Origin of the sequence: Nocardioides sp. W7 (genome assembly GCF_022919075.1) — a bacterium.
Classification (GTDB): Bacteria; Actinomycetota; Actinomycetes; order Propionibacteriales; family Nocardioidaceae; genus Nocardioides.
Genome location: NZ_CP095078.1, coordinates 2,405,170 through 2,417,866 on the forward strand (window position 1 = coordinate 2,405,170; position 12,697 = coordinate 2,417,866).

At 69.5% G+C, this 12,697-nt stretch carries 11 protein-coding genes and 1 pseudogene; 10 read left to right on the top strand and 2 right to left on the bottom strand.

Annotated elements, in window-relative coordinates; genetic code table 11:
• Positions 1-11 precede the first annotated feature (11 nt).
• Genes chrA through MUB56_RS11435 form a run of 3 tightly spaced genes read left to right on the top strand, consistent with a single transcriptional unit; the run spans position 12 to position 2,310 of the window.
• Positions 12-1,352, top strand: coding sequence for a chromate efflux transporter (gene chrA, locus MUB56_RS11425; RefSeq protein ID WP_244932017.1), 1,341 nt, complete (start codon positions 12-14; stop codon positions 1,350-1,352).
• 43 nt (positions 1,353-1,395) lie between these two features.
• Positions 1,396-2,001 carry a DsbA family protein gene (locus tag MUB56_RS11430; RefSeq protein ID WP_244932018.1) on the top strand — a complete coding sequence of 202 codons (606 nt, stop codon included), beginning with the start codon at positions 1,396-1,398 and terminating at the stop codon, positions 1,999-2,001.
• Positions 2,002-2,043: 42 nt separating this feature from the next.
• Positions 2,044-2,310: a hypothetical protein gene (locus MUB56_RS11435; protein WP_244932019.1), complete on the top strand. Its 267-nt coding sequence runs from the start codon at positions 2,044-2,046 to the stop codon at positions 2,308-2,310.
• On the opposite strand, the pseudogene MUB56_RS11440 reads toward MUB56_RS11435, so the two are convergent.
• Positions 2,253-3,406, bottom strand: a pseudogene (locus MUB56_RS11440) (IS3 family transposase). The gene MUB56_RS11435 and the pseudogene MUB56_RS11440 sit on opposite strands and share 58 nt — an antisense overlap.
• A 160-nt stretch (positions 3,407-3,566) precedes the next feature.
• Between MUB56_RS11440 and MUB56_RS11445 the strand changes: the two are divergent.
• Entirely contained in the window at positions 3,567-4,391 is an 825-nt protein-coding gene (locus MUB56_RS11445) for an N-acetylmuramoyl-L-alanine amidase (RefSeq protein ID WP_244932020.1), read from the top strand.
• Here MUB56_RS11445 and MUB56_RS11450 read toward each other — a convergent pair.
• Positions 4,384-5,055, bottom strand: coding sequence for a GPP34 family phosphoprotein (locus tag MUB56_RS11450; protein ID WP_244932021.1), 672 nt, complete (start codon positions 5,053-5,055; stop codon positions 4,384-4,386). The genes MUB56_RS11445 and MUB56_RS11450 overlap by 8 nt on opposite strands.
• Before the next feature lie 24 nt (positions 5,056-5,079).
• On the opposite strand from MUB56_RS11450, the gene metG reads away from it, so the two are divergent.
• The 6 genes from metG to MUB56_RS11480 all read left to right on the top strand — a co-directional run bounded on the left by metG (position 5,080) and on the right by MUB56_RS11480 (position 12,695).
• The gene (gene metG / locus MUB56_RS11455; RefSeq protein WP_244932022.1) at positions 5,080-6,861 is read left to right on the top strand and encodes a methionine--tRNA ligase; all 1,782 of its coding nucleotides are present in this window, start codon (positions 5,080-5,082) and stop codon (positions 6,859-6,861) included.
• Positions 6,862-7,177: 316 nt separating this feature from the next.
• A complete protein-coding gene (locus tag MUB56_RS11460; RefSeq protein ID WP_244932023.1) occupies positions 7,178-8,398 on the top strand; it encodes an IS30 family transposase in 1,221 nt (406 codons plus the stop codon).
• 356 nt (positions 8,399-8,754) lie between these two features.
• A complete protein-coding gene (locus MUB56_RS11465; protein ID WP_244928844.1) occupies positions 8,755-9,993 on the top strand; it encodes an IS256 family transposase in 1,239 nt (412 codons plus the stop codon).
• Between the two features lie 307 nt (positions 9,994-10,300).
• Positions 10,301-11,599 (top strand): HNH endonuclease signature motif containing protein, encoded by a 1,299-nt coding sequence (locus MUB56_RS11470; protein WP_244932024.1) that lies wholly within the window; start codon positions 10,301-10,303, stop codon positions 11,597-11,599.
• Positions 11,600-11,734: 135 nt separating this feature from the next.
• Positions 11,735-12,025 carry an excalibur calcium-binding domain-containing protein gene (locus tag MUB56_RS11475; RefSeq protein WP_244932025.1) on the top strand — a complete coding sequence of 97 codons (291 nt, stop codon included), beginning with the start codon at positions 11,735-11,737 and terminating at the stop codon, positions 12,023-12,025.
• Positions 12,026-12,086: 61 nt separating this feature from the next.
• Positions 12,087-12,695, top strand: coding sequence for a LysE family translocator (locus MUB56_RS11480; protein ID WP_244932026.1), 609 nt, complete (start codon positions 12,087-12,089; stop codon positions 12,693-12,695).
• Positions 12,696-12,697: the final 2 nt, after the last annotated feature.

Below are 12,697 nucleotides of genomic sequence, written 5' to 3' on the forward strand. Positions count from 1 at the left end.
AGACTGGACGCGTGCGGGACACGGACCGGGATCTCGTCCCGCTGCGCGAGGCGACCCGCGCCTGGTTCCGGATCTCGCTGCAGACCTTCGGCGGCCCCGCCGGCCAGATCGCGGTCATGCAGCGCGAGCTCGTCGACGAGCGGCGCTGGCTGGGCGAGAGCCGGTTCCTGCACGCGCTCAGCTACTGCATGCTGCTGCCGGGCCCGGAGGCCCAGCAGCTGGCGGTGTACTCCGGCTGGCTCCTCAACGGCTGGCTCGGCGGGCTGATCGCCGGTGTGCTGTTCGTGCTGCCCGGGGTGGTGGCGCTGCTCGGCCTCTCCTGGATGTACGTCGCCCACGGGGACAGCGTGGTCGTCACGGGCCTGTTCCTGGGCCTGGCCCCGGCCGTCCTCGCCGTGGTCGTGCAGGCCGTGGTCCGGATCGCCGGCCGGGCGCTGCGGCGCCGGAGCCTCGTGGTGCTGGCGGTCGCGGCGTTCCTGGGGATCGCGGTGCTCGGTGTGCCGTTCCCGCTGGTCGTCCTGGGCGCCGGCGTCGCCGGCTGGCTGGTCGGTCGGCACGCGCCGCTCGAGGGACCGGTCGAGCCCGACGACGGCCCGCCGCCCCTGGTGCCCGACGACGCACTGCACCACGCCACGCCGACCCGACGCCGCAACGTGCTGGTGCTCGGGCTCGGCCTGGCGGTCTGGGTGGCGCCGGTGCTGGCCGCGTGGGTGCTCACCGGCCGGGAGAGCGTCTACACCGACCAGGGCGTGTTCTTAGGCGGCTTGGCCCTGGTGACCTTCGGCGGCGCGTACGCCGTGCTCGCGTACGTCGCGCAGGCGGCCGTCGAGAGCTACGGCTGGCTGTCGGCCAACGAGATGGCCAAGGGGCTGGCGCTGGCCGAGTCGACGCCGGGCCCGCTGATCATGGTGGTGCAGTTCGTCGCGTTCCTCGGCGCCTACCGCGACCCCGGCGGCCTCGACCCGTGGGCGGCCGCGGTGGTCGGGTCGCTGCTGACGGTGTGGGTGACCTTCGTGCCGAGCTTCCTGTTCATCTTCCTCGGTGCCCCGTACGTAGAGCGTCTGCGCGGCAATCGGTCCCTCGCGGCGGCCCTCACCGGGGTCACCGCGGCCGTCGTCGGCGTGATCGCCAACCTGGCGCTCTTCTTCGCCGTGCACACGCTCTTCGCCGAGACCGAGCGACTCGGTCTCGAGCACTTCGGCCTGGTGGTGCCCGTGTGGTCGTCGTACCTCTGGGAGGCGCTGGTCGTGGCCGCGGTGGCGCTCGTCCTGGTCTTCGGGCTGCGCTGGTCGGTGCTGCGCACCCTCGGCTGCTGTGCGCTCCTCGGCCTGGGCCTCCAGCTGCTGACCTGAGACCCCGGGAAGCAGTACACCGGTCCGGTTGTTGACTGTGACCATGACGACCACCAACGCCGACTTCTGGTTCGACCCGCTGTGCCCGTTCGCCTGGATCACCTCACGGTGGATCCTGGAGGTCGAGAAGGTGCGCGACATCTCGGTCACCTGGCACGTGATGAGCCTCGCCTACCTCAACCAGGACAAGGACATCCCGGACGACTACCGCGAGATGCTGAAGGATGCCTGGGGGCCCGTGCGGGTCGTGATGGCCGCCGAGCAGGCGCACGGCGAGCAGGCGCTGGCGCCGCTCTACACCGCGCTCGGCACCCGCAAGCACGACCAGGGGGGCACCCTGGACCGCGCCACCATCGAGGCGGCCCTCGCCGAGGTCGGGCTGCCAGCGTCGCTGGCCGACGCGATGAACGACTCGTCGTACGACGACGCCGTCCGGAAGTCGCACCACCTCGGGATGGACCAGGTCGGCGACGAGGTCGGCACCCCCACGATCGCGATCGAGGGCACGGCGTTCTTCGGCCCGGTGCTCACCTCGATCCCGCGCGGCGACGACGCGGGCAAGGTGTGGGACGGCGCGGTCGCGCTGGCGTCGTACCCCTACTTCTTCGAGCTGAAGCGGTCCCGCACCGCGCCCCTCGACTTCAGCTGAGGGTTCGACCGAGGGTGACCGGGTGACGCAGGATGGGCTGCCATGCGGCACTCGGGCATCGTCACCTCCGTCACCCTGACCACTCTCGCCACGCTGTTGGCGTCGCTGCCGATCGCGGCGCCGACAGCGTCGGCAGCGCCGTCAGCACCGGCGGTCGCGCCGGCCCAGGAGGTCGGCGCGGTCCGCGTCGAGGCGTTCTCGATGGTCGGTGACGTGCCCTACGGCTTGGTTACCCGTTGGCGTCTGGAGTCTCAGGCGGTGACGGTGGTGGTTTCGGAGCGTAGTTCGTACTCGATCGGGGTGCGGTAGCCGATGCTGGAGTGACGCCGTTGGCGGTTGTAGAAGATCTCGATGTACTCGAAGATCGCGTTGGCCAGCTCGACTCGGGTCTTCCACTTCTTGCGGTTCAGCAGCTCGATCTGCATCGAGGACCAGAACGATTCCATCATCGCGTTGTCTAGGCCGTCGCCGACGGACCCGAAGGACGGCATCAGGCCCGCGGACCGGATCTTGTCGCCGAAGGCCCATGAGGTGAACTGGACTCCGTGGTCGGCGTGCACGATCCCGCCCGGTGCGGGTCGGCGGTTTCGGATGGCCATGTCGAGGGCGTTGATGACCAGGGCGGTGTCTTGTCGGGTGTCGATCGACCAGCCCACGATCCGGCGGCTGTAGGCGTCCAGGACGGCGGCGCAGAAGACCTTGCCCTCGCGGGTCGGGTGCTCGGTGATGTCGGTGACCCACAGCTCGTTCGGGGCCAGGCGGTGGAACTTCCGGTTGACCAGGTCCTCGCTGGTCACGACACCCCGGAGCCGCTTGATCCGCGCCGGCCCAGGCAGGCCGCAGATACCGGCCTGGGTCATCAGCACCGACACCAGCCGGGAGCTGACCTGGACGTTCATCGCCATCGTGAGCTCGGCGTGGATACGGCGGTAGCCGTAGGTGCCGCGCGAGGCGACGTGGATCTCGCGGATCAGGCCGGTCAGCCATTCACGCCGCAACTGCGTGGCCGAGGTAGCCCGGTTCTTGTAGCGGTAGTAGCCGGGACTGGAGACGCCCAGCACCCGACAGCACTTCTTGACCGGGATGCCGGCGTCGACGAGGCGGTCGATCACCGGGTGAACCCTTTTGGGTGCGGCTTCTCCTCCGCCAGGAACTTCGAGGCCTGACGGATGATGGCCAGCTCTGTCTCGAGTTCACGGATCCGCTTGCGGGCGGCACGGAGCTCAGCGGACTCGGTCGTGGTGACCCCGGCGAGTTCACCGCGGTCGATGCGGTCTTGGCGGACCCAGTTGTGCAGGCACCCGGCGCTGATGCCGAGTTCGTAGGCGACCTGCTTGATCTGCTTGCCGGCACGGACGAGCGCTACGGCTCGCTGACGGAACTCCGGTGGGTAGGGACGAGGCACGATGCGCAGCCTTCCAAGAAGGCCTTCGACTCATCAGCCAATCGGGTAACCAACCCATAGGCCACGTCACGGCGTCAGCTGGCGGGGCAGCGGTACGCCGGCCGCGGAGGTCCGCACCCGCGACGCCGACGGCTGGAGCGCGTGGACGCACCTGGACCCGATGACCGACGGGCCGTCGGCGGCCGCCGCCGAGGCGACCGGCGTACGCGGCTCCGAGCTGCTCTGGGTGGGTGCCTCGGACGCGGCCCAGCTGCGCACCACGGGCCCGGTCCCGACCGGCCTCGACCTGGTCCTGATCGACCCGGGCACCCGGGCGGGTGACGCCCGTCCCGAGTCCGCTCCCGAGGTGCGCGCGCGGGGTCGGGCGAAGCCGGACCGGGTGCCGCGCCCGCGCATCCACTCCCGGGGCGACTGGGGCGCCGACGACCGGATGCTCAACGGGTCGGTGCGCTACACCAACCGGTTGCGGCAGGTGCACGTGCACCACACGGCGACCGGCAACGGCTACTCGCGTGCCGACGTGCCCGCGCTGATCCGGGGCATGTACCGGTACCACACGCAGACGCTCGGCTGGTTCGACCTCGGCTACAACTTCCTGGTCGACCGGTTCGGCCGCGCCTGGGAGGGTCGCTCGGGCGGCCCGGCGAAGCTGGTGCAGGGCGCGCACACGCTCGGCTTCAACCGCCGCTCGGTCGGCATCGCGATCATCGGCAGCCACGACGACAACCGGGTCTCCGACCGCTCGATCCTGACGGTCGCGCGGCTGGCGGCGTGGAAGCTCGACCGGTACGACCGCCGGGCCACCGGCACGGTCGTGGTCGGCTCCGACGGCAGCGACAGGTACGCCGCGGGCCGGCGGGTGCGGCTGCCTGTGATCGACGGGCACCGCGACACCAACGACACCGCGTGCCCGGGCGAGCGGGTCTACCGCCGGCTCGGCGAGATCCGTCGCCTCGCGCAGCGTCGGATCAGCCGCTTCAGCTGATGAAGGCCGCCGACGTCGCCGCGGTCGTGGCGACGGCGATGGCGGCGGTCGAGGCGCTGATCGCGTCGCGGACGGCCTTCGCCGCCCAGGCGCCCTCCGCGACCGCCTTGGCCCGCTTGCGGACCTCCTTGGCGGGCAGGCCGCGGTGGTCGACGACCTTGTGCGCCTTGTCGATCGCCGACAGCAGAGCCACCAGGGCGCCCGTGCGCTGGTCGGGCTCGACCCCCTGGACGAGGGTCGCGGTGAGGCGGCGTCGTACCTCCTCCTCGTGGCGGGTGTCGGACGCGGGCCAGCGGGTGCGGGGGAAGAGACCGAGCATCTTGCTCTCGCGGCGCTCCAGGAGGCCGCGCTCGACCAGCCGCTCGGCGAGGGTGTCGCGTGCGCCCTTGCCGAGCCGGTCGACCAGGTCCTGCGCCGAGCGCGGCTTCTCCGCGACGACGTCGTACGCCGCGCGCAGCACGGGGTCCTCGGGCGGCGCGTCCGTGGCGCGCACCTTGGCCGAGCGCCACCTGCCCTGCTTCTCCTCGACCTCGGCGGCGCCGGTCGCCGCGAGCTCGATCAGCAGTGCGCCGCCGAGGACGGTCTGGGGGTACGACGTGCCGTTCAGCGCCCCCGACTCGTCGTCCAGCAACAGCAGGAGCAGGTCCTCCGCGATGAGGGTCATGTCCGCAACCCTAGGATCGTCGCCATGACCCACGTCCTGTCCGCCGTCGCCTGGCCGTACGCAAACGGCCCACGCCACATCGGCCACGTGGCCGGTTTCGGTGTGCCCTCCGACGTCTTCAGTCGCTACATGCGGATGGCGGGCCACGACGTACTCATGGTCTCCGGATCCGACGAGCACGGCACGCCGATCCTGATCGCCGCCGACGAGGCCGGGCTGACCCCCCAGGAGCTCGCCGACCGCAACCACCGCGTCATCGCCGAGGACCTCGCCTCGCTCGGCTGCACCTACGACCTCTACACCCGCACCACCACCCCCAACCACCACGCGGTGGTGCAGGAGCTGTTCCTCGGCGTCTACGAGAACGGCTACTTCGTCGAGCAGACGACGCACGGCGCGATCTCGCCGTCCACCGGCCGCACGCTGCCGGACCGCTACATCGAGGGCACCTGTCCGATCTGCGGGTACGACGGCGCGCGCGGCGACCAGTGCGACAACTGCGGCAACCAGCTCGACCCGGCCGACCTGAAGAACCCGCGCTCGAAGATCAACGGCGAGACGCCGGAGTTCATCGAGACCCAGCACTTCTTCCTCGACCTGCCGGCCCTGGCCGACGCGCTGAAGGAGTGGCTCGACGAGCGCGAGGCGACCGGCCTGTGGCGGCCCAACGTCATCCGGTTCAGCCAGAACATCCTCAAGGAGATCCGCCCGCGCGCCATGACGCGTGACATCGACTGGGGCATCGCCGTACCCCTCGACGGCTGGCGCGAGCAGCCGACCAAGAAGCTCTACGTCTGGTTCGACGCGGTCGTCGGCTACCTCTCCGCCTCGATCGAGTGGGCCCGGCGCACCGGTGACCCGGACGCGTGGCGCCAGTGGTGGAACGACCCAGAGGCGCTGTCGTACTACTTCATGGGCAAGGACAACATCACCTTCCACAGCCAGATCTGGCCGGCCGAGCTGCTGGCCTACTCGGGGAAGGGCTCGCTCGGTGGGAAGCCGCGGGAGTACGGCGAGCTCAACCTGCCCACCGAGGTCGTGTCGTCGGAGTTCCTGACGATGGAGGGGAAGAAGTTCTCCTCCTCCAAGAAGGTCGTCATCTATGTCCGCGACCTGCTCAGCCGCTACCAGGCCGACGCGTTCCGCTACTTCGTCGCCTCCGCCGGGCCGGAGAGCCAGGACTCCGACTTCACCTGGGCGGAGTTCGTCCGACGCACCAACGACGAGCTGGTCGCGGGCTGGGGCAACCTGGTCAACCGCACGGCCAACCTGATCGCCAAGAACTTCGGCGAGATCCCACCTCTCGGTGAGCTGACGCCGGAGGACGAGGCGGTGCTCGCGACGGCCGAGGCGGCCTTCGGGGTGGTCGGCGACCTGATCGCCCGGCACCGCCAGAAGCAGGCGATCGGCGAGGCGATGCGCGCGGTCGGGGAGGTCAACAAGTACGTCTCCGACACCGAGCCGTGGAAGATCAAGGACGACCCCGAGCGGCTCGGCACCGTCCTGCACGTCGTCGCGCAGGCCGTCGCCGACCTGAACATCGTGCTCGCGCCGTTCCTCCCGTTCGCCGCGAACGAGGTCGACAAGGCCTTCGGCGGCCCGGGCGAGATCGCCCCGATGCCCCGCATCGACGAGGTCGACGACCTCGATGGCGGGCCGTCGTACCCGATCATCACGGGGGACTACTCCTCGATCACCTGGGAGCGGCACCCCATCGTCGTCGGCACCCCCGTCGCCAAGCCCACGCCGATCTTCACCAAGCTCGACGTCTCGGTCATCGAGGAGGAGCTCGCCCGGCTCGCGTGATCGCGTGCCGGTGATCGAGCAGGAAGGTGCCCTGGCGCCTGACGTTGTCGAGATCCGGTGAGCTTCCGTATGGCGGTGGGTGGCGGTCTGCGTCCGGCACCAGGCTGGTTCGAAGACCATCAATGAAGAAGGGGGCTCGTAGTCCGCGGCACTCGTCGCGCCTGGTCGCGGCTGCTGCTCGGCTCACGGCTGGCTCGGGTCGACCGTCGCGGTCAACCGCTGGTAACGAGGTACGCCGACTCTCGGTGGTTGAGCAGGTTGCGCCCCGGGTTCAAGCGTGAGTGCAACACCCCGGTCTGATCGAGGTGTTCGTTCAATGGCTCGTCCTGCTATTGCTCGTGAGGTCCGTAGGGCGTTCTGGCGCCATGTCGCTGCAGGTCTGTCGACAGAAAACGCTGCGGCTGCGGCTGGCGTGTCACGGACCATCGGATACCGGTGGTTTGCAGCATCTGGTGGCGTGATGCCACGCCGCTCAGAACGGGAGGACCCAGCCGAGCGACGCCCTCAGGGGCGACGCCTCACGCTGGCTGATCGCGAAGAGATCGCTCATCTCCTGTCCTCGGGAAAGACCGACGCCGAGATTGCCACCGTGCTGGGGTTCAGCCGGACCACGATCTGGCGTGAACGCACCCGCAACACCACCGGTGGCCGCTACCGGGCCACGACCGCGCAAGCGGCCGCGGACACTCGTCACCGTGACGCGCACCCGTCCGGGCCGCTCAAGCTCGCCGAGGGCACCAGACTCCGCACCGAGGTCCTCAAGCGGCTGGGCGAGAATCAGAGCCCCGAGCAGATCGCACACCGGCTGCGCCGCGACTTCCCCGATGACCCGGAGATGCACGTGTCCCACGAGACGATCTACCAGGCGCTCTACGTCCAAGGCCGGGGCGCACTGCGCCGCGAGCTCGCGGTGTGCCTGCGTACCGGGCGGGCGATGCGTAAACCACGCGCGCAACGCACCGCCCGCAACGCCCGCAGCGGGAACCTGCGCGACATCGTCAGCATCAGCGAACGCCCACCCGAGGTCGAGGACCGGGCCGTGCCGGGCCACTGGGAAGGTGACCTGATCCTCGGCACCGCCAACGCCTCCGCGATCGGGACCCTCGTCGAGCGCGCCACCGGCTACCTGATCCTGCTCCACCTGGCCAGCGACCACACCGCAGAAACGGTCCAGGAAGCCATGTGTCGCGAGATGGCGAAGCTGCCCCAGACCCTGCGTCAGACCCTGACCTGGGACCGCGGCAGCGAGATGGCCAACCACGCCCAGATCGCCGAAGCAACCGGCCTGGACATCTACTTCTGCGACCCCGGATCACCCTGGCAACGCGGCTCCAACGAGAACACCAACGGCCTGCTGCGCCAGTACTTCCCCAAGGGCACCGACCTGTCCTTCTGGGGCCCCGGATTCCTCGACCAAGTCGCCCGCCAGATGAACAACCGCCCCCGCAAACGACTCGACTGGGCCACCCCCGCCGAAGCCCTCGACGCACTACTGTCCAACATCAACAACCCACCCGGTGATGCACTCACCGCTTGAATCCGCCCGCAGCAACCGTGTCGAAACCCGGTGAGCCGAGGTGCGGCGTCGAGGTACCGCAGTGGGTTGGGGTCTCCTTTCTGCACCAGGCTGGTTCGAAGACTTTCAATGAAAGAAGGGGCTCGTCGTCCGCTTGGGTCGATGTACCTGGTCGCGGCTGCTGCTCGGCTTACGGTTCCTTCGGGTCGACCGTCGTGGTCAACCGCTGGTAACGAGGTACGCCGACTCTCGGTGGTTGTAAGAGTCCCCGGGAGTGGTGGGGTTTGAGGGACCAGCGGCGGGGCGTCAGCACGTAGACGGCCATCGGCGGGATCTTCGGTGTGTACGGCCAAGCACTCACCGAAAGAGGTCCACCGATGGCCTTGCCCCAGTCTGCCCTGTCCGAACTCCTCGACGCGTTCCGTGCCGGTGATGGCGTCGACCTGATCCGTGATTCGGTCCGGGTCGCGTTGCAGGAGCTGATCGAGCTCGAGGCGATCGAACGCGTCGGCGCCGCACCCTATGAGCGCACCGAGGACCGTGTCACCGAGCGCAACGGCCACCGGCCGCGGGTGCTGACCACCAAGGCCGGCGACGTCGAGCTGCGGATCCCCAAGCTGCGGAAGGGCTCGTTCTTCCCGATCATCCTCGAGCCCCGTCGTCGGATCGATCAGGCGCTCTACGCGGTGGTGATGGAGGCCTACGTCCACGGGATCTCGACTCGCAGCGTCGACGACCTTGTCGAAGCGATGGGCGGCACGGGTGTCTCCAAGTCCGAGGTCTCCCGGATCTGCACCGGCCTGGATGAGACCGTCGGCGCGTTCCGCACCCGCACCCTGGACCACGTCGAGTTCCCCTACATCTATCTCGACGCGACCTACCTCCACGTCCGCAACGCACCTGGCAAAGGTGGCCAGGTCGTGTCGATGGCGGTGGTCGTCGCGACGGGTGTCACCGCAACCGGTGAACGGGAGATCCTCGGCCTGGACGTTGGTGACAGCGAGGACGAGGTCTTCTGGCGCAGCTTCCTGCTCAGCCTCAAACAACGCGGACTGGCCGGCGTGAAGCTGGTGATCTCAGATCAACACTCCGGCCTCGTCAAGGCGTTGAAGCGCGCGTTCCAGGGCGTCGCGCACCAACGGTGCCGGGTCCACTTCGCCCGCAACCTCCTGGCCCACGTCCCCAAAGGCCAGGCCGACTACGTTGCAGCTGCGTTCCGGATGATCTTCGCCCAGCCCACCGCCGAGGACGTCCACGTGGCGTGGGACAAGACCCGCGACGAGCTCGCCGCCCGCTTCCCCAAACTCGGGCCACTGATGGACGACGCGAAGCCCGAGGTCCTCGCCTTCACCGCATTCCCACGCGAGCACTGGCGCAAGATCTGGTCGACCAACCCGCTCGAGCGGGTCAACAAGGAGATCAAGCGCCGCGCCCGGGTCGTGGGCATCTTCCCCAACGCCGCGGCGGTGATCAGGCTGGTAGGCGCGGTGCTGATCGACATGCACGACGAGTGGATCGCCGGGGACCGCCGCTACCTCTCCGAAGGATCCATGGCCAAGCTCTACGCCACCAGCGATACTGAACCAATCGCCGCCATCGAGAGCAGCGACGCGTAGGCACCGAGGATCACCTCAAAGCCCACCACCCCGCGGGGCTCTGTCCGGTGGTTGAGCAGGTTGCGCAGCAACCGTGTCGAAACCCGGTGAGCCGAGGTGCGGCGTCGAGGTACCGCGGTCGGTTGCGGTCTCTTGTCGGCACCAGGCTGGTTCGAAGACTCAGTGAGATAAGTAGGTCACCGTCCGCTGGGCTCGCCGTACCTGGTCGCGGCTGCCTGCTGGCTCACGGTCGGCTCGGGTCGACCGTCGTGGTCACCGCAGTGGAAGAAAGACCTGGACTGTCGGTGGGCTTCACTACATTACTGGTATGGCCAACGATCAGCTCCACGACTGCGACGACGCACCCGCGTTGCTCGCGTTCGTGCGCGCCGAGCGGCAGGCCGAGGCCCGGGCCTCGGCGAACCTGTTGGCCTCCGCGGTGGCCTGGGCGGCGATGCACTCGACCGAGTCGCTGCACGAAGCGGCGGCGATCTGGGTGCCCGGCCAGGACGAGGAGATGGCCATCGCCGGTCCCGGTGCGCCGTTGGTTGCGGAGTTCAGTGTGTTGGAGTTCGCCGCCGCCCTCGGCCTGTCGACCGACGCCGGGCGGATCTACCTGGGCGATGCGGTCGAGCTCGCGCACCGGCTCCCGAGGATCTACGGCCGGGTCCAGGCGCTGGACCTGCCGGTGTGGAAGGCGCGGCGGATCGCGAAGTCCACGGCCGATCTTCCGATGGAGGGTGCGGCCCACGTGGACGCGCACCTGCACACGGTGGCGCACAAGGTCTCGATCGCCCAGCTCGACCGAACCGTCGAGGAGGCCCGGGTGACGTACGACCCGGCCGAGGCTCGGGCCCGGTGGGAGGCGGCGTTCGAGAAGCGGCACTTCGACATCGACTCCCAGCAGGTGTCCTTCGACGGCACCGTCGACGTGCACGGCACCCTCGACCTGGCCGATGCCCTCGATCTGGAGGACGCCGTCGCGCGCCGGGCCCGCGAGCTGGGCCAGCTGGGCCTGGATGTGCCGGTCGACATTCGCCGTTCGATCGCGGTCGGTGACCTGGCCCGGCGCCAGCTGTCGCTGGAGCTCAACACCCAGGAGCCCGAGGACCCGCAGCGGAAGCGGCCGCGGCAGGTGGTGCTGCACGTGCATCTCTCCGAGGCCGCCCTCGGCACCACTGGCGGTGACGATCTGCACCTGGTGCGCGTGGAGGAGACCCGCTCGTTCGTGTCGGCCGAGCAGGTGAAGACCTGGTGCGCCAACGGCGACACCCAGGTGATCGTGAAGCCCGTCATCGACCTGGCCGATCACGTCCACGTCGACGCCTACGAGACCCCCGACCGACTCAAAGAGCGCCAGGTGCTGCTGCAGCACTCGTGTGTGTTCCCGTGGTGCCGCAAGCCGGCCCGACGCTGCGACTGCGACCACATCGACCCCGCCGCCCGCGGCGGGCCGACCTGTGACTGCAACATCGGGCCGCTCTGCCGCCGGCACCATCGGGCGAAAACCCACACCAGGTGGCGCTACGACAAGCTCGACGACACCACCTTCGTGTGGCGAAGCCCGAACGGTCTGCTGTTCAAACGCGACCACACCGGCACCACCGAGCTCACTCCACCTCCCTGAGCCGCCCGCGCCGTACCCCGACAGCTCGCACCGCCTGTCGGGGCTACGGCCACGTCTGGGTGCCAATCCGTGCAATCGCCGGACGGCGGCCCCGCTTCTCTCGCACACTCCAGGTTCACCACCCGGAGGAGACCCATGCACACCGACCGCAAGTCCCGCAGCGTCGCGACCGTCCTCGGACTGGCCCTCGCTGCCACCCCGCTCGTGATCGTGACGACGTCCACCGCGGCCGAGGCCGCCAAGCCGCGCGTCTTCGCCAACTGCGACGCGATGCACCGCGTCTACTCGCACGGAGTGGGCAAGCCCGGTGCGCGCGACAAGACCTCGGGGAAGCCGGTCACCACGTTCAAGCGCAGCAAGGCCCTCTACAACGCCAACAAGAAGAGCGACCGCGACAAGGACGGGATCGCCTGCGAGAAGGCCTGAGCGCCACCGCGCCCGAACGAAATCGGGTGCCGGACTCAGCGCGCCGCAGTAGCGTCGCCGGATGACCTGGTCGTTCCTGCTGACTGCGCTGGTGATCTGCCTCGCGCCCGGCACCGGCTCGCTCTACACGGTCGCCGCCGGCCTGACCCGCGGCACCCGCGCCGGTCTGCTCGCCGCCTTCGCCTGCACGCTCGGGACCCTGCCGCACCTGCTCGCCGCGATCACCGGCCTCGCGGCGCTGCTGCACGCGAGCGGCGTCGCCTTCCAGGTCGTGAAGTACGCCGGCGTCGCCTACCTGCTCTGGATGGCCGTCGCCACCTGGCGCGACACCGGCGCGCTCGCCTTCGACGAGGCGAGTCCGACCAGCGCCCGCACGGTCATCGTCTCCGGCATCACCCTCAACCTGCTCAACCCCAAGCTCACGATCTTCTTCGTCGCGTTCCTCCCGCAGTTCGTCCCGGCGGGGGAGTCGGGCACCCTCGCGAGGATGCTCGGCCTGAGCAGCGTCTTCGTCGCGATGACCTTCGTGACCTTCGCGGGATACGCCGTCGCGGCCGCCGCCCTGCGCGACCGGGTCCTCACCCGCCCGCGGGTCGTCGGCGCGATGCGCAAGGTCTTCGCCGGCACCTTCGCGGCCCTCGGTGCCCGGCTCGCCGTCGAGTCGCGCTAGGT